We start from the raw sequence: 17,421 nt of genomic DNA, 5'->3' as shown, positions 1-17,421 counted from the left end.
GCCTGCTTTAAAACCTGTGGGAGCAAAGCTTGCTCGCGATAGCAATGGGTCAGCTCGCACTGATAGTGAATTGGCTTCCCTCATCGCGAGCAAGCTTTACTCCCACAGGTTTCTAAGTCGTCTCCAAATGTGAGGCCGCCATCGATTCAGTGTGTGCGAGCCTACTCCCGAAAACGTCGGCACATTCAGCATTGATATTGGAGCTGTCCGCGCCATAACGTTTACAATCGCCGCCCTCTCCTACTTCCCCAAGGAACCGCCATGTCCGGGCTTGAACTGTTTGCCGCAGCCCTCGGCGTGATAGCTGTCTGGTTGACCGTCAAGCAGAACCCCTGGTGCTGGCCGATCGGTCTGGTCATGGTGCTGCTGTACAGCTGGATTTTTTTCGAGGTGAAGTTGTACTCGGACATGTTGCTGCAGGTGGTGTATGCCGTGCTGCAACTCTATGGCTGGTGGCAATGGACCCGTGCCGGGCAGCATCATGATGGGCGACAGGTCACGCGCCTGGGCGGGCCATCGGTGTTACTCGGCCTGGCCATGGGTGCCGCAGGCAGCCTGATGCTGGGCGCCGCCATGGCGCATTGGACCGACGCCGCCCAGCCTTGGCTCGACGCGGCGCTCACCGGTTTCAGCCTCGTGGCCCAGTGGTGGATGGCGCAAAAGCGCGTGCAATGCTGGCCGCTGTGGATCGCCCTGGATGTCATCTTCGTGGGCCTGTTCATCTACAAAGACCTGTACCTGACCGCCGCGCTCTACGCCCTGTTCACCCTGCTGGCCGTGCAAGGCTGGCGGGAATGGCGAGCCGACCCGGCCCTGCGCGCATGAAAGTAGTGGTACTGACGGGCCCGGAATCCAGCGGCAAGAGCTGGCTGACGGCGCAACTGCAGGAGCACTTCGGTGGTTTGCGGGTGGACGAATACGTTCGCCACTTCATGGAGCAGAACCTGCGCGAGACCTGCCTGGGCGACATCACCGACATCGCCGCCGGCCAATTGGCCTGGGAAGACGCGGCCCGCGCCCAACAGCCCGCGTTACTGATCCTCGACACCCATCTGTTGAGCAATATCCTCTGGAGCCAGACCCTGTTCGGCGACTGCCCAACCTGGCTCGAACCGGCCTTGCTGGCGCGCCATTACGACTTGCACCTGCTACTGAACCCCGAGCAGGTCGAATGGACAGGCGACGGCCTGCGCTGCCAACCCGAGCTGGAAGAACGCATGACGTTTTTCGAAGCGATCAAGGACTGGCTGGTTCGGCATCAGCAGCCTTTCCAGGTGATTGAAGGTGATTGGGCGCAACGGCGAGATCAGGTGTTCGCAACGGTAAGCCGACTGCTCCAGGCCTGATGCCTGTTCCATTTCTGCAACACCTGCACCGCGCCAAGCCCCGTGCCAGAGCCCTTTAACAGGATTGTCATCTCACTGTTAACTTGTTGAAACGCTTCTTGCACCACCTCCATCCAGAGCCTGGGTCCAGAGCCAAGCGATAGCGCAGGGCCACTAACCACGATGGAGCTGTCTCAGTGATGAAACAGATCCGGTCTGCGGCCCCCCGCAAAACAACAACAGTTCGTTGAATTTAAAAGAGTTTCAAAAAGCGGCACAACACCTGCTCTCCCCCTTCGCAACGCTGACTAGGGCCAGCCCAGCGAAGAAGGAATCGATGCCGTGGGGACTTTCGATAGAAGTTTGACCTGCCTGCTATTGATCAGCTGTGCCGCCAGCGCGACGTTCAGTCTGCCGGTGCAGGCCGAGGGCAACGGCGTCATTGTGCTCAGCCGTGACGTGCAGCCTATTTCCATTGGTCGCAATGGAGGCAAAGACCCCTACCCGACCACCGTCAATGCCAACCCATCCGATCGAATCAACCAAGCGACCACCAGCACCGAGCTGAGCGACGGCGAGTTCGCCAGCGTTGCCAGCGGCTCGTCGATCCGCGACACCGTCAACCCGAACACCGGCATGCAGGGCCTGAACGTCGTGACCAACCCCAACGGCCTGCCGGGCATGAGTGCCGGGCACGGTGGCGGCAGCGGTGGTGCGATCTCCGGCACGATCAACCGCTCGCTCAGCTCTGGCCTGGCCCCCTTGGGTCGGCTGGCGGGGGGGCAGTAAAAATGAAGCCTGCCCTGTTTCTACTCGCCCTGTTCAGCGCTACCACGGTGCTCGCCGACTCAGGCGTAGCGGTGGTCAGTAGCGCCAACCTGCAGGATTCCGGCAGCCATTACACCGGCAACTTCAACCTCAACCAGGCGGCCGGTGACCAGACCCAGCAGACCAACACCCGGGCCATCGCCATCGGCACCGACGCACAGGCCACCACCGGTGTGCACCAACGCCTCGACACACCGGCCAACCCGTCCATGAACGCAACCGCCCGCATTGACGGCAACTCATTCACCAATGGCAACGGGGTGCTGGGCGTCAACCAGTCCGCCGGGGCCAATAACCAGATGGCCAATGTCATGCGGGTGGGCATCAGTGCCCATCCGCAGAGCATTGACGACAGCGCCCTTTCTCAACAGAACGTGGCGTTGCTACCGAACTCAGGAGCAACTGGCGCCCCAACCGGCAGTCGCCAGGTCGTCACCAGCGACCAGGCATTCACCGGCAGCCGAGGGGTGATTCAGGTGAACCAGAGTGCCGGGGTGGGGAACCGCATGGCTAACACCCTGAGCATCCGGGTCGCTGACTGACCCGGCCGCAGTGCGCATAAGAAAATACTGACACTTAACCAACGACACGCAAGGAGAAACACCATGAAACCTACAATGGCACTCAAACCATTGGTTTTCGCTCTCGCCGCTGTCATGGCAATGGCCGCACAGGCCGGTGGAAACGGTAATGGGCATGGCAACGATCACGGCGATCACGGCCCCAAAGGCCCGACGCTTGATCAACTGCTTTCGATTACGGCCGGAGCCGGGGCGGCCGTGCTGGATGAGCAGAACAGCGATGGCAACGTGGTGACCAACCAGGCCACCAAAAACACTGCTGGAGCCAATGACTCGCTCAATGGCAGCAACGGCAACATGGGCGCCAACGTCGCTGCCGGCGACGGTAACCAGCAGGACAACGCCGCGGCCCTGGCTACCGCTGACGAAAGCTTCATCTTCGGCTCGGCAGTCGCCGTCTCCAGCGCCACGCAGGTCAATAACAACAACCACGTCACAAACAACTCGACCCAAAACAACGCCTCGCTCACCAACGCGGGCAACAATGGCTCCGGCAACATCGGCATCAACGTGACCGCCGGCAACTTCAACCAACAGAAAAACAACCTGGCCATCGCCGTATCGGGCGGCCGTGTCGCACAAGCCTCTGCCTCGGCCGACCAAACCTCCACGGGCCTGGTGGTCGACAACAAAGGCGTGCGGACCTACAAAACCGACACCCTCACCAGCGCCTACGCCGCGTCAGGCACTTTCAAGGCCAAAGGCACCGGCACTGTCGAAGACGACAACCATGGCGGCTGGGACAACAAAGGTGGCGGTTACGGCGGCGGTCACGATGACGACAAGTTCAAGTTCTCCGCCGTGGGCACTTTCGAACTGGCCGGCAGCAACACCCAGCAAGTGCTGACCCGCGATGGCTGGAAAAACCCTGTGATCAACAACGCCACCATGAGCAACTCCATGAACGGCTTCTCCGGTAACGGCGGGGCTAACGTTTCGGCCGGCGTGGGCAACCAGCAAAGCAACTCGCTGTCTATCGCGGCCGGCTGCAAAGCCTGCATGTAGGCGCGATCGAAACGAAGCCCCGGAAACGGGGCTTCTTTCCTGGTTTGCATAGGCGTACCGATCATGCGTGCGACTGCCCTTTTCCTGCTCCTGTGCCTGACTTGCGCAGCCGAAGCTGCGCAGACCCCGGTCGCCGCCCTGCCTGGCGGCATGCTGGTCTACAAGCCGGTGCAAAGTATGCGCGAGCGTAAGTTCAGCGACATCGTCGAGCAGAAAACCGATTTCAGTTGCGGTGCCGCCGCGCTGGCCACGGTATTGCGCCAGGCCTATTGGCTTGACGTCGATGAAGAGCACGTCATCAAAGGCATGCTGGTCAACGCCGACCAGAACCTGGTTCGCACCCAAGGGTTTTCCATGCTGGACATGAAGCGCTACGTGGAAAGCATCGGCATGCGCGCCCGAGGCTACCGGATACCGCCAGAGAAACTCGAAGCGGTGACGATTCCGGTGGTGGTCCTGATGGAAATACGCGGCTACAAGCACTTCGTGGTGTTGCAGCGGGCCGACAAGCAATGGGTCTACATCGGCGACCCGGTGCTGGGGCACAAGCGCTACGCCCACGATGAATTCGTCAAAGGCTGGAACGGCATCGTCTTTGCCATCGTCGGGCCGGGTTATGACAAGACCAACGCCTTGCGCAGCCCTCCGCAGCCGCTGACGGCGCGTAACAAGCTGGACGGGTTCAACCCGGTCAAGGATGCAGAACTGATGGATTTCGGCTTCATACAGAGCGACTTTTTTTAATCGCCGCCCCACTGCCAACAATAAGTACAAAAAGGAGCAGGACGCTCCGGGAGCAGGACATGAAAACTTCACACTGGCTGGCGTTTGCCGGCCTTGCCGCGGCTGTGTCGGGCTACGCCCACGCCGGTTTCAAACCCATCGAAGTCAAGGATCGGGAGCTTGCCGAACTGCGCGGTCGTTATGTCATGCCCGGGCGGGTCATCAGCTTCGGCATCGTCATGAGCAGCACTTGGCGCAACGCCAGCGGCGACCTGATCGGCGCCACCAGCTCCATGCAGATCCAGGCTGCCACCGTCAAACCCGAGTTCTATGTCTCCACCGTCACGCAGACCGGCAACGGCAGTGCTGCGCAAGAAGGCAGCGGCACGATCACCGGTGGCGCAGGTCTTGGGACGAGCCAGGGCGTAACCCAGAGCGTCCGCGCCGCGGGCGACGGCAACACCGCCTATAACACCGTCGACATCAACGTGAAGGAAAGCAGCCAGGCGCCCGCACTGGAGCCCTCCCAAGGCCAGTTGCTGACTAACGGCCAGACCATCAGCGGCAGCAATGCCGCCGGCAGCGTCTCGGTCACCGCCACCGGCAGCGGCGTACAAATGGCGATCCAGGCCAGCAACAACCAGGGCAGCGCCCTGCAACAGGTAGCCCAAGGCGGCTTGCTGCAGAACACCCGTCTGCTGGGCAACAGCAACCTGGTCACCAACATGACGCAACTCAACGTGGTGCTGAACAATAACGGTCCCAGTGCCGGAGCGCTGGACTGCAACCTGACCCAGCTGCGCGGCCTACGCAACCTCGGGTATTAAAACCACGATGATTTTCGACCACTGAGCAAATAGGGACGGCATCTTCATGTATCGATCCGTATCGTTGCGCGCTGTGATGTGTTTAAGCACGTTGTTCCCGGCGACCTTGCTGCAAGCAGCACCGGACGCAGACATCGAGACCCTGAAGCAGGAACTTCTCGAACTCAAGCAACGATACGAGGTTCAACAAAAAGCCCTGGCAGTGCTCGAACAGCGGGTTCGCCAGGTGGAAGAACAACCGGTCGCCCCACCGCCCAAGCGTCTGGCCAAATCCCCGGCAGACATGAAAGGCAACCCGAGCGTGGCCGGCAGCGGTTCGGCAACGGCCGGTGGCAGCGGCTACGGGCAATCCCTGGCTGATGACTCTCAGCCCGCCCAGAGCGTCTCCAACCTGTATGACGAGGCCAGCGGCTTCTTCGGCGGCGGCAAATTCAGCTTCGAAACCGGTGTGACCTATTCGCGCTACGACACGCGGCAATTGATCCTCAACGGCTTCCTGGCCCTGGATTCGATTTTCCTGGGCAACATCAATCTGGACCGCATCAAGGCCGACACCTGGACGCTGGACCTCACCGGCCGCTACAACTTCGACAATCGCTGGCAGTTCGACCTCAACGTGCCAGTGATTTACCGCCAATCCACGTACCAGTCGGGCGGCGCCAATCAAGGCGCAGCCGGGGTGACCAGCGAAGAAACGGTCTCCCGCGACCCTACCATCGGTGACGTCAACGTCGGCCTCGCCTACAAGTTCATGGATGAGTCGGTCAACAGCCCGGACGCGGTGGTAACCCTGCGCGTCAAGGCCCCTACCGGCAAGGACCCCTTTGGCATCAAGCTGCGCCAATCCCAGGCCAACACCAACCTGTTCGTACCTGAGGACTTGCCCACCGGCAACGGCGTCTGGTCGATCACGCCCGGGCTCTCGCTGGTCAAGACCTTCGACCCCGCCGTACTGTTTGGCACCCTTTCCTACACCCATAACTTCGAAGAGTCATTCGACGACATCAGCTCCACGGTCAATCAGAAGACACCGGGCAAGGTGCAGATAGGCGACAGCTTCCAAATCGGCGCGGGCATTGCCTTTGCCTTGAACGAGAAGATGAGCATGTCGTTCTCGGTCTCTGACCTGATACAAAAGAAGAGCAAACTCAAACAGGACGGCGGGGATTGGGAATCGGTGGTCTCCAGCGACGCCAACGCCGGCTACTTCAACATCGGCATGACCGTTGCCGCCACCGACAACCTGACCATCGTGCCCAACTTGTCCATCGGGCTGACCGACGATGCGCCGGATTTCACGTTCAGTCTTAAATTCCCGTATTACTTCTAGCGCGGGATAAGGGACTTATCCCTTGTGGATAGCGGCAGGCTTGATTCAGCGGATCTGATGCTTGTGCAACAACCGATAGAAAGTCGGCCGGGACACGCCCAGGACCCTGGCCGCCACGCTCAGGTTATCGCTGTGTCGGTTGAGCACATCGCTCAGTGCCTGGCGCTCGGCGCGGGTTTTGTAGTCTTCGAGGGTGCCCATCGGCGCAGCGACGCCCTGTTGGCTGGCCAGGCCAAGGTCCAGTGCTTCGATCTGCCGTCCCTCCGCCAGCACCAGGCCGCGACGCACACGGTTGGCCAGTTCCCGTACATTGCCCGGCCAATCATGCTTGCCCATGGCTACCAGCGCCTCGTCGCTGAAGCTTCGAGGCCGGCGGCCGGTTTCCTGGCTGTAGAAATGGGAAAAATGACTGGCCAGCATCGACAGGTCGCCATGGCGTTCACGCAACGGCGCCATCACCACTTGCAGCACGTTCAAGCGATAGTACAGATCCTCGCGAAAACGCTTGTGCTCGATGGCCGCCTCCAGATCCACATGGGTGGCCGCCAAAACCCGCACATCGACCGCAATCGGCTGGCTACCACCCACCCGCTCAATGTGTTTCTCCTGCAGGAAACGCAGCAGATTGGCCTGCAACTCCAACGGCAGATCACCAATTTCATCCAAAAACAGCGTGCCACCGTGGGCCGCTTCAATACGGCCGATCTTGCGCTGGTGAGCGCCGGTGAAAGCACCCTTCTCATGGCCGAACAACTCGGACTGGATCAGGTGCTCCGGGATGGCGCCACAGTTGATGGCAATGAACGGTTTATTACGGCGTAGGGACTGGCGGTGCAGCGTGCGCGCCACCAGTTCCTTGCCAGTGCCGCTCTCGCCGCGAATCAATACCGGCGACTCGGCAGGTGCCAATTTGCTCAACAATTTGCGCAGCTCGCGAATCGGTCGGCTATCGCCCAGCAATTCATGTTCGGGCTGATCGACGTGAATCGAACCCTGCCCCCGTAGACGCGCCATGCCAAACGCTCGGCCCAGCGTCACCTGAACCCGGGACACATCGAACGGCAAGGTATGGAAGTCGAAAAACCATTCGCAGACAAAATCACCTACGTTTTGTAAGCGCAGCACTTCCTGGCTGAGCACGGCGATCCACTCGGCACCGCTGCGGCTGATCAACTCCTTGACCGCTTCCGGGCGCTCCAGGTGAAAAGGCTGCAACCGCAAAAGACCAACGTCGCAGGTTCGATCGCCAGCATGTTCGAGGGAACAACTCTCAACATCCCAGCCAATAGCGCGTAAACCTGGCACCAGGCGATGACAATCATCACAGGGATCAACCACGAGCAAACGACGCGACGTGCTGGCTTCGATCATGATTGATCCTTGGCGTCAAAATTAAGAATATTAGTAGAAACAATCGTTTGGAAAACCTTCAGCTAACAGTAGCAAGAAGTTGACGCATCCTTGTATCGATTTCTTATCGGTATTGATACAAACCAGTTATAAGTGAGCGCTCCGCTAGTGGCTGCCCCCTTAAATCTTTCGTGAAGCTTTCAAACAAAAGCCCGCCAGCCTGGTCTGAAAGAAAGTCGAAATTTATTTGAAGAATGTGTGACCTGCCCCCCGGTTCCGGACATCAGTACAAGTAACCAGCCGCACGGTACGCCCAACCGACGGCACATCATTTGATTGGGCACATTTAAGAGATAACGCCATGAACGCCCCGCTCCGTATCAACGAAGCTCTTTTGATTGCCGACCGCGCATTCCGTCCTTTCCAATGCGTGGCCTGGGCGCCTCAAGACGGTAACGGCGAACTCAGCCTGACCGTCATCGACCGCACCAATACTCATATTGGCCGCACCCAGATTCCAAGCAGTGCCTATACCGACCCCGCTCAACTCGCCAACCTGTTGAGACAGGCCCGCGCCGAATTGAGCCAGGACGGCTACACACTGCAATCCTGGTCCATGCCCGAATAACATACCCTTAAGGCCTGTTATTTATTGTCAGGCTTTGCACTGGGTCGAAAAGCCATTGTTCTGGCACGAATCGCCCCTGTTTCTGCAGAGCCTGACAGTTGTGCCCTGTCACGTTCAGGGATTGAATGTTGCCCTCATGCAGTCGTCTTCCCCCTTCCGGGCCTGTCGACGCACAAGGAGAGGCAGGCATGCTCGATCAATCCGCGTTTGCACTCTCGACAACTGCGGCCCACGCCGGGCAACTTGACCGCAGCTTCACCGATACCGGCAAAGCCTCAGTCCATTTTCCCGGCAGCACCTCAAGCATGACCACCGGGTTGACCATCGACCACCTCTCAGGGATTTTGGTGGCGGCCAGGGTCGAGACAGCCCGGGGCAGCCGGTTCGGGCTGGCACGACTCAATCACGACGGCTCGACCGATCCGGGCTTCGGAACCCGAGGCTACGTGATCGGCGCCTTTGTAAGCGGCTTTGAAGCGACAGCGGGCAAAGTGATTGAATTGCCCGACGGCCATATCCTGTTATCAGGCCTGCACTACGAAAGCGCCGACAGCACCCTTCCCGCCCTGGCGCTGTTCGACCAGCAGGGCCGTGCCGTTCAAGACTTCGGCAACGCCGGGCGGCAGGTCATCCGGCTCAGCGGCAACCTCTCCCAAGGCCTGCGTGATCAGTGGTTACCGCCTGGCGTACCGGGGGTTGAAGCCTCTGATATGCGAGTCCAGGCCGATGGCAAGATTCTCCTGCTGGCTAACCATCATTACCAACGGTCTGACCATGTTGGCATCCTGATCCGGTTGCTGACGGACGGTACATTGGACACCTCGTTCAATAATCGCGGTTTTGTAATGGTCCGGCGCTTATTGAAAAACACCTGGCTGGGCTGCCTGACACTTCAGGCCGACGGCAACATCGTGGTAGGCGGCGCCATCGATTTGCCTCAGCAAGGCTTGATGGCCCGCTACGATCCCACCGGCAAACTTGATGACAGCTTCGGCGACGACGGCTTCCTGTCCATCACGGCTCAGGAGCGCAGCGTCATGGTCAGCCAGATCGTTCAACATGAAAACGGTGATTTGCAGGCGTTCGGCAGCAGCCGCGACCCGATGCACTGCCTGTCCCTTAAAGTACACCTGGACGGCAAACCCGACTGTCACAGCAACCTGGGCCAGTGCCGGCTTCTGGAGATCGAACACAACGCCAGCCAATGGACCGCCGCCCAGGCTCAGCCGGACGGAAAACTCGTAACCGCCGGCGCCACCATCGGTGGTATCGAGGCCGATTTCGTGCTTGCCCGGCATCTGCCGGACGCCAGCCTGGACCCGGATTTCGGCCAGGGCAAAGGCTGGGTCCGCACACGGCTCGGCTACAGCCTGGACACCGCCACCGCCCTGGCTGTGCAGGCTGACGGAAAAATCCTGGTGGGAGGCTATTCGCTCCTTGGCAATTATCGAGCAGTGGTTGCTCGGTATTGGGCCTGAGCCGGATCGCCCGGGCGAACGGTATTTATTCCTACGCTTGATATTCGCCATTTCTTACGGCAAGTTGCGCGCTTCAAATTAAAAGGAGCGGCTGATGTCCGGTTCAATGGCTCAAGCTTTCGCGCATAACTTCCTAGGGCACTCACCACGCTGGTACAAGGCGTGCATCGTCACTTTCCTGATTCTCAATGCCGTGGTGCTGTGGACCTTGGGCCCGGTCGTTGCCGGATGGATATTGGTCCTGGAGTTCATCTTCACCCTCGCCATGGCCCTCAAATGCTACCCGCTGATGCCCGGCGGGCTGCTAATGGTCGAAGCCCTGGTACTGGGCATGACCACCCCCAAAGCGCTGTACGACGAACTGCTTCACAATTTCCCGGTGATCCTGTTGCTGATGTTCATGGTGGCAGGGATTTACTTCATGAAGGATCTGCTGCTGTTTCTGTTCTCGCGCCTGCTTCTGGGCGTACGTTCCAAGGCAATGCTCTCCTTGATGTTCTGCTTTCTCTCGGCGTTCCTGTCGGCGTTCCTCGATGCATTGACCGTCACAGCGGTCATCATCAGCTCCGCGGTGGGTTTCTATTCGGTGTACCACCGCGTGGCCTCGGGCGCAGACCCGCGCCAGGACAGCAGCGTCGATGAAGACCATGGCCTGGCGTCGCAGCATCATGAAGACCTGAATCAGTTTCGGGCCTTTCTGCGCAGCCTGCTGATGCATGGCGCCGTGGGCACCGCGCTGGGTGGCGTATGCACCCTGGTAGGCGAACCGCAAAACCTGCTGATCGGCCATGAGATGGGCTGGCATTTCGTGGACTTTTTCCTGAAGGTCGCACCCGTGTCGCTGCCGGTGCTGGTGGCCGGGCTGGTGACCTGCGTGCTGCTGGAAAAGCTGCGCTGGTTCGGTTACGGCACGTTGCTGCCGGAAAACGTACGCGCCGTGCTGGCCGACTACGCCGAGCAAGACAACCGCGAGCGCACGTCACGCCAACGCGCTGCCCTGATCGTCCAGGGCATCGCCGCGCTGATTCTGATCGTGGGCCTGGCCCTGCACATCGCCGAAGTCGGCCTGATCGGGCTGATGGTCATCGTGCTGATTACCGCGTTCACGGGCATTACCGATGAGCACCGACTGGGCAACGCGTTCAAGGACGCCATGCCGTTCACCTCGTTGCTGGTGGTGTTTTTTGCCGTGGTGGCGGTCATTCATGATCAACAGCTGTTCACGCCGCTGATTCAATGGGTACTGGCCCTGCCCGCCGACCAGCAGCCAGGCATGCTGTTCATCGCCAATGGCGTGTTGTCGGCCATCAGCGATAACGTATTCGTGGCGACCATTTACATTACCGAGGTCAAGCAAGCCTTCGTCTCCGGCCACCTGAGCCGCGAACAGCTCGAGACCCTGGCAGTGGCCATCAATACCGGCACCAACCTGCCCAGCGTCGCCACGCCCAACGGCCAGGCGGCCTTTCTGTTTCTGCTGACGTCGGCTATTGCACCGCTGATTCGCCTGTCCTATGGACGGATGGTCTGGATGGCATTGCCCTACACCGTGGTGATGGGTGGCTTGGGGTGGTTTGCAGTGACCTACTGGTTGTAACTCAACCCCCGCAGGATGTACCGCTCGATTGCCAGGGCAGCGCCGTCTTCAGTGTTGGCTGCGGTAATGACATCGGCCTGAGACTTGATGGCCTCCTCCGCCTGCCCCATGGCAATCGACAACCCCGCGCGATGGAACATCGCCGGGTCGTTGCCACCGTCACCCATGGCGGCCGTCTGCTCCATCGGCACCCCCAGAAACGCGGCCAGGGTCGACAGCGCTTCCCCCTTGTTGGCCTGCATCGCCGTCACGTCCAGGTAGATCGGCTGCGAACGCGACACCTGGGCCTGGCCCGTGAGCAGCGGATGCAACCGAGCCTCCAGCTCAACCAACAGATCCGTGTTGGCACTGGTGGCAACAATCTTGTCAATGCGCTCCAGATAAGGCTCAAAACTCTCGACTTCCACCGGTGGATAGCCCAGGCCGCGGGCTTCACCTGGCACCATCGGACCGTAGGCGTCACGCACCAGCCATTCACCGTCGGCAAATACCCAGACCTCGATGCCGGGCTGATCGGCATACATGCCCAGTGTGGTCAGCGCCGCTTCGGATGGCAGGTAGTGCACGGCGAGGAAGCTGCCGTCCGGATGAACCAGCGTACCGCCATTGAACGCGGCCGTGGGCAGGTCGACACCCAAGGCTTCGATCTGCTGCAACATCGCCCGGGGCGGCCGCCCGGTGGCGAGACTGAACAGCACGCCAGCGTCACGCAACGAACGAACGGCTTCTATGGTGCGCTGGTTGATACTGTGGTCGGGCAGCAGCAACGTCCCGTCCATGTCACTGAGCAAAAAGCGAATGGGGTGTTTCACCGGGTCACTCATCCGAGGCCATGCCAGACGCGACCGTCGCGTGTCAGCAGGTCATCTGCGGCCTCTGGACCATCTTCACCGGCCTTGTAGGCCTGGACCGTTGCGTCCTGCTGCCAGGCATCGAGGAACGGCTGCACCGCACGCCAGCCGTTTTCAATGTTGTCGGCGCGCTGGAACAGCGTCTGATCGCCGGTCAGGCAATCGTAGATCAGGGTTTCGTAACCCGTGGACGGTTGCATTTCAAAGAAGTCCTTGTAGGCAAAGCCCAGTTCTATATTCGCCATATCGAGTGCTGGCCCCGGCCGTTTGGCCAGCAGGTCGAACCACATGCCTTCATTGGGCTGAATCTGAATTCTCAAGTACGTAGGTTGCAATTCGTCGACTTCGGTATCGCGAAACTGCGCATAAGGCGCCGGCTTGAAGCAGATGACAATTTCCGTATCCCGCACGCTCATGCGTTTGCCGGTGCGCAGGTAAAACGGCACGCCCACCCACCGCCAGTTATCGATCATGACTTTGAGGGCGACATAGGTTTCAGTGCTGCTGTCGGCCGCGACATTGGCCTCCTCGCGATAACCGTTGACCGGCTTGCCAGCCACTTCACCGGCGGTGTACTGACCGCGTATGGAGTTGGCGCGGGCCTGCTCCACCGACCAGGGCCGAATCGCCCCCACGACCTTGGCCTTTTCCCCACGTACCGCGTCTGCGCCAAAAGCAGCCGGTGGCTCCATGGCTACCATCGCCAGCAACTGGAACAGGTGGTTGGGCACCATATCCCGCAGGGCTCCGGTGTGTTCATAAAAACTGCCACGGGTTTCCACACCGACGGTTTCAGCGGCGGTGATTTGTACGTGGTCGATGTAGTGGTTATTCCAGAACGCCTCGAACAGGCTGTTGGAGAAACGGCTGACCAGAATGTTCTGCACCGTTTCCTTGCCCAGGTAATGGTCGATCCGATAGATCTGTTTCTCGCTCATGACCTTGAGCAGGCAGGCGTTCAGCGCTTCGGCGGTTTGCAGGTCGGAGCCGAACGGCTTCTCGATTACCACACGCCGGAAGGCATCACTGTGTTCCTGAAGCAGCCCGGCAGCGCCGAGGCGGTTGACCACTTCACTGAAAAAGCGTGGCGCGGTCGCCAGGTAGAAGACGGCATTACCAGTACCACTGGCGGCGATTTTCGCCGCCAACGCTTGATAAGTGCTGTCATCGAGGAAATCACCCTGAACGTAGCTGATCCCCCTGGCCAGCCGGGTCCACAGCGCCGGGTCGAGTGCCCGGTCTGGGTCGCCGCCCTTGTTCGCCGCTTCGTTACGGATGAAGTCCTCGAGTTTCTTGGCGAAGTCCACATCACTGATGGCGTTGTGGTCGACACCGATGATCTGCAGCCCATCGCCCAGCAGACCGTCACGATTAAGGTGGTAAAGCGCCGGCATCAGCAACCGCTTGACCAGATCACCATGGGCGCCGAACAGGAACAACGTGGTCGGCGGCGCGGGGTCTGCCTTGGATTTGCTGCCGATAGAGGTCATTTTTTCGGTGTCTCCACGTGGCCGCCAAAGCCGAAGCGCATGGCCGAGAGCATTTTGTCGCCATAAGTACTTTGCTGACGGGAGCGGAAACGGGCGAACAGCGAACTGGACAGCACCGGGACCGGCACCGCTTGCTCGATGGCCGCTTCGATGGTCCAACGCCCTTCACCGCTGTCGGCCACTTCACCGGAATAACCGTCCAGCTTTGGATCGCTGGCCAATGCATCAGCCGTCAGGTCCAGCAACCACGACGAAACGACACTGCCACGGCGCCAGACTTCGGCGATATCGGCCACGTTCAGGTCGAAACGTTGTTCAGGCGGCAGGCTTTCGCTGGATTTGGTCTTGAGGATGTCAAAGCCCTCGGCGAAGGCTTGCATCATTCCGTATTCGATGCCGTTGTGGATCATCTTCACGAAATGCCCGGAACCAGCCGGGCCCGCATGGATATAGCCGCGTTCGGCACGGTCGTCATCGGACTGGCGATCGCGAGTGCGCGGGATATCGCCCATGCCCGGGGCCAGGCTGTCGAACAGCGGATCCAGGCGCTTTACCACTTCGGCATCACCGCCAATCATCATGCAGTAACCGCGGTCCAGGCCCCAAACGCCGCCGGAGGTGCCGACGTCGATGTAACTCAAGCCTTTTTCCGATAACGCCTGGGCGCGACGCATGTCATCCTTGTAGTACGTGTTACCGCCATCAATGATGACGTCGCCGGGCTCCAGCAGGTTGCTCAGCGCATTGATTGTGTCTTCGGTGGGTGCGCCGGCCGGCAACATGACCCAGACCGCCCGCGGCTTATCCAGCCCGGCGACCAGCGCCGGCAGGTCCGCAACGCCCTTGGCGCCTTCCTGGCTCAGGTTTTCGACAAAAGCGGCATTGCGGTCATAGACGACGGTGGTGTGCCCATTGAGCATCAGGCGCCGTGCAATATTGCCGCCCATGCGGCCCAGTCCGATAATCCCGAGTTGCATGTGCTGATGCTCCCTACTACAAATAAAGGTGTGTCAAAGGTTTAGCTCGATCGACTAGTGGAGGTTAGTCCAGAGCATTGCTGCATAGTTTCCGGTTAATTCGAGCGATCACAAGGGATAACGCTACAAACCCTGCCGAAGGCACAGCGACCCTGAAAAATAAAAAAGTTCCATTCACGAGCAAAAGAAATCAGAATCGGCGCCGATAGTAGAGGCGTCGACCAAAATACTGGCGGCATCTCTATAGTTGATGTACGCCATTTGCGAGGTGAGCAATGGGCCCTGTCGTTACCGCACGTCCTCCCCAAACCCTTTACGTGACCATTCGTCGCGACGAATTACGCCTACTCAAGGAAGAGCGTGATCTGCTGCTTGAGGAAGTGACGCAGTTGCGCATGCAATTGCAACACTCACAGCTACCCCATCAGAGCCAGGCTCTGATTCGGTAACCCGCCCCAGAAGCGAAGTGCAAAAGTGACGCTGGACAACTCCGGTGTCACTTCACATGCAAACCAGACATCCGCACCCCGACCATCGTTTTGTAGCCGAAAAACTCACGAAGTTTTCACATCTGCATCGCGATACTCCCGGCCTTTAATGTTGTTCGGCGTATGCCTGCGGACACCAATCCGGTGTCAACAGCGTCGTCGATGAGGGCTGGAGCGCTTGATGAGCTTGTTCAAACGCAGCAAAACGACTGCGAAAGGTTTCGACTGGGCCGGGTTCGGCTGGCTGTTTCTATTCTTCTGGTATTTCTCGGGCATTACCCAACTGCTCATTCTGCTGAGCGACACTTCCGGCTTCACGGGGTTTCGCCAGGCATTCGTGATGAGCGCGTTGTGGCTGGCGCCCATGCTGCTCTTCCCCGCCCGCACACGCTTGCTCGCCGCATTGATCGGCTTGGTGCTTTGGGCCTGCTCCATGGCCAGCCTGGGTTACTTCTTCATTTATCAGCAGGAATTTTCCCAGAGCGTCATCTTCATCATGTTCGAATCGAACGTGTCTGAAGCGGGTGAGTATCTGACCCAGTATTTCGCCTGGTGGATGGTGGCGGCCTTCCTGGCCCACACCGCCGTCGGATATTGGCTCTGGACCCGTTTACGCCCGGTGTACCTGCCCCGCGGCCAAGCCATGGTAGCCGCCGCCGTGATCGTGGCGGCCGTGGTCGGTTATCCGTTGATCAAACAAACCCAGCGTACCGGCAGCTTTGCCGGCGGCCTGGAGAAATTCGAAGATCGCATCGAGCCGGCCGTGCCGTGGCAGATGCTGGTGGCCTATCGTCGCTACGGCGAACAGCTGGAAAACATGCAAGGCATGCTTCACAGCGCCAGCAAGATCGCGCCATTGAGCAACCTCAAGGACACCATGGCCAACCAGCCGGCAACCCTGGTGCTGGTGATCGGCGAATCCACCAACCGTCAGCGCATGAGCCTGTACGGCTACCCGAGGGAAACCACACCGGAGCTGGACAAGCTCAAGGACCAGCTCTCGGTTTTCGACAACGTGATCACCCCACGCCCCTACACCATCGAAGCGCTGCAGCAAGTGCTGACGTTCGCCGACGAGCAGAACCCTGACCTGTACCTGAGCACGCCATCGCTGGTGAGCATGATGAAACAGGCCGGCTACAAGACCTTCTGGATCACCAACCAGCAGACCATGACCAAGCGCAACACCATGCTGACGACCTTCTCCCAACAGGCCGATGAGCAGGTGTACCTGAACAACAACCGCAACCAGAACGCCGCACAGTACGACGGCGACGTGATCGAACCGTTCAACAAGGCCTTGGCCGACAGTGCACCGCGCAAGCTGATCGTGGTGCATCTGCTCGGTACCCACATGAGCTATCAGTACCGGTATCCGCCGACCTTCAACAAGTTCACCGACCGTCAGGGCGTGCCGGCCGGTGTACGTGACGATCAGGTCCCGACCTATAACAGTTACGATAACGCAGTGCTGTACAACGACTTCGTGGTGTCCAGCCTGATCAAGGACTACGCCAAGACCGACCCCAACGGCTTTGTGCTTTACCTGTCGGACCACGGTGAAGATGTATTCGACTCGGCTGGCCATAACACCCTGGGCCGCAACGAAGGCAAGCCGACCGCGCCGATGTACACCATTCCGTTCATGGCCTGGGCCTCGCCCAAGTGGCGCGAAACCCACGACTGGAACTTCGCCGGCGATCTATCTCGGCCTTACAGCAGCTCTCACCTGATCCATACCTGGGCAGACCTGGCGGGCTTGAGTTTTGATGAACTGGACCGCAGCAAGAGCCTGGTCAGTGAGGACTTCAAGGCCCGGCCGCTGTTGATCGGCAACCCTTATGAAAACCAACACAAAGGGCTGATCGACTTCAGCCTGATGCAGCCCAAGGCGCCGGTGGCTGAAGTCGTACAGAAATAACCGCCACCGCCAAGGCCAGCTG

Annotated in this window: 17 protein-coding genes; 13 read left to right on the top strand and 4 right to left on the bottom strand. The window is 59.6% G+C overall.

The features are described 5' to 3' along the window. Positions 1–261: 261 nt before the first annotated feature. The 8 genes from pnuC to fapF all read left to right on the top strand — a co-directional run bounded on the left by pnuC (position 262) and on the right by fapF (position 6,619). Positions 262–825 (top strand): nicotinamide riboside transporter PnuC, encoded by a 564-nt coding sequence (gene pnuC / locus ACA047_RS14045; protein WP_497359917.1) that lies wholly within the window; start codon positions 262–264, stop codon positions 823–825. Next, entirely contained in the window at positions 822–1,346 is a 525-nt protein-coding gene (locus ACA047_RS14040; RefSeq protein ID WP_497359915.1) for an AAA family ATPase, read from the top strand. The genes pnuC and ACA047_RS14040 overlap by 4 nt, the downstream gene beginning before the upstream one ends. A 321-nt stretch (positions 1,347–1,667) precedes the next feature. Further along, the gene (fapA, locus tag ACA047_RS14035) at positions 1,668–2,114 is read left to right on the top strand and encodes a functional amyloid chaperone FapA (protein WP_497359913.1); all 447 of its coding nucleotides are present in this window, start codon (positions 1,668–1,670) and stop codon (positions 2,112–2,114) included. A gap of 2 nt (positions 2,115–2,116) precedes the next feature. Next, positions 2,117–2,695 (top strand): fibril amyloid subunit FapB, encoded by a 579-nt coding sequence (fapB, locus tag ACA047_RS14030; protein ID WP_497359911.1) that lies wholly within the window; start codon positions 2,117–2,119, stop codon positions 2,693–2,695. 63 nt (positions 2,696–2,758) lie between these two features. Then, positions 2,759–3,739 (top strand): amyloid-like fimbrin subunit FapC, encoded by a 981-nt coding sequence (gene fapC, locus ACA047_RS14025; protein ID WP_497359909.1) that lies wholly within the window; start codon positions 2,759–2,761, stop codon positions 3,737–3,739. Between the two features lie 63 nt (positions 3,740–3,802). Continuing rightward, positions 3,803–4,483: a fibril amyloid maturation endopeptidase FapD gene (fapD, locus tag ACA047_RS14020; RefSeq protein WP_497359907.1), complete on the top strand. Its 681-nt coding sequence runs from the start codon at positions 3,803–3,805 to the stop codon at positions 4,481–4,483. A 59-nt stretch (positions 4,484–4,542) separates the two neighbouring features. Then, positions 4,543–5,289 carry a fibril amyloid subunit FapE gene (gene fapE, locus ACA047_RS14015; RefSeq protein ID WP_497359905.1) on the top strand — a complete coding sequence of 249 codons (747 nt, stop codon included), beginning with the start codon at positions 4,543–4,545 and terminating at the stop codon, positions 5,287–5,289. A gap of 46 nt (positions 5,290–5,335) precedes the next feature. Further along, positions 5,336–6,619, top strand: coding sequence for a fibril amyloid transporter FapF (gene fapF / locus ACA047_RS14010; protein WP_497359903.1), 1,284 nt, complete (start codon positions 5,336–5,338; stop codon positions 6,617–6,619). 45 nt (positions 6,620–6,664) lie between these two features. On the opposite strand, the gene ACA047_RS14005 is transcribed toward fapF, so the two are convergent. Further along, positions 6,665–7,990, bottom strand: a complete 1,326-nt coding sequence (locus tag ACA047_RS14005; RefSeq protein WP_497359901.1) for a sigma-54 dependent transcriptional regulator — start codon at positions 7,988–7,990, stop codon at positions 6,665–6,667. A gap of 340 nt (positions 7,991–8,330) precedes the next feature. On the opposite strand from ACA047_RS14005, the gene ACA047_RS14000 reads away from it, so the two are divergent. From ACA047_RS14000 to nhaB, 3 genes are all read left to right on the top strand, one after another. Continuing rightward, entirely contained in the window at positions 8,331–8,597 is a 267-nt protein-coding gene (locus tag ACA047_RS14000; RefSeq protein WP_497359899.1) for a hypothetical protein, read from the top strand. Between the two features lie 188 nt (positions 8,598–8,785). Then, the gene (locus tag ACA047_RS13995) at positions 8,786–10,075 is read left to right on the top strand and encodes an NHL repeat-containing protein (protein ID WP_497359897.1); all 1,290 of its coding nucleotides are present in this window, start codon (positions 8,786–8,788) and stop codon (positions 10,073–10,075) included. Between the two features lie 94 nt (positions 10,076–10,169). After that, the gene (gene nhaB, locus ACA047_RS13990; RefSeq protein WP_497359895.1) at positions 10,170–11,672 is read left to right on the top strand and encodes a sodium/proton antiporter NhaB; all 1,503 of its coding nucleotides are present in this window, start codon (positions 10,170–10,172) and stop codon (positions 11,670–11,672) included. Here the strand turns inward: nhaB and ACA047_RS13985 are convergent. The 3 genes from ACA047_RS13985 to gnd are packed head-to-tail and all read right to left on the bottom strand — an operon-like array spanning position 11,660 to position 15,014. After that, a complete protein-coding gene (locus ACA047_RS13985; RefSeq protein ID WP_497359893.1) occupies positions 11,660–12,496 on the bottom strand; it encodes an HAD family hydrolase in 837 nt (278 codons plus the stop codon). The genes nhaB and ACA047_RS13985 overlap by 13 nt on opposite strands. Continuing rightward, complete coding sequence (gene zwf / locus ACA047_RS13980; RefSeq protein ID WP_497359891.1) at positions 12,493–14,013, bottom strand: glucose-6-phosphate dehydrogenase; 1,521 nt, start codon at positions 14,011–14,013, stop codon at positions 12,493–12,495. Before zwf ends, ACA047_RS13985 begins: the two co-directional genes overlap by 4 nt. After that, on the bottom strand, positions 14,010–15,014 hold the full coding sequence (gene gnd / locus ACA047_RS13975; protein WP_497360348.1) for a phosphogluconate dehydrogenase (NAD(+)-dependent, decarboxylating): 1,005 nt from the start codon (positions 15,012–15,014) through the stop codon (positions 14,010–14,012). The genes zwf and gnd overlap by 4 nt, the downstream gene beginning before the upstream one ends. Before the next feature lie 251 nt (positions 15,015–15,265). On the opposite strand from gnd, the gene ACA047_RS13970 reads away from it, so the two are divergent. Beyond that, positions 15,266–15,439 (top strand): DUF6026 family protein, encoded by a 174-nt coding sequence (locus ACA047_RS13970; protein WP_497359889.1) that lies wholly within the window; start codon positions 15,266–15,268, stop codon positions 15,437–15,439. 220 nt (positions 15,440–15,659) lie between these two features. Beyond that, positions 15,660–17,399, top strand: a complete 1,740-nt coding sequence (locus ACA047_RS13965) for a phosphoethanolamine transferase CptA (protein WP_497359887.1) — start codon at positions 15,660–15,662, stop codon at positions 17,397–17,399. The last annotated feature ends 22 nt before the right edge of the window (positions 17,400–17,421 follow it).

Source organism: Pseudomonas sp. LBUM1664 (assembly GCF_059695895.1).
Note: the sequence above shows the minus strand (reverse complement) of the source record. Positions and strands in the feature narration are given on the sequence as shown.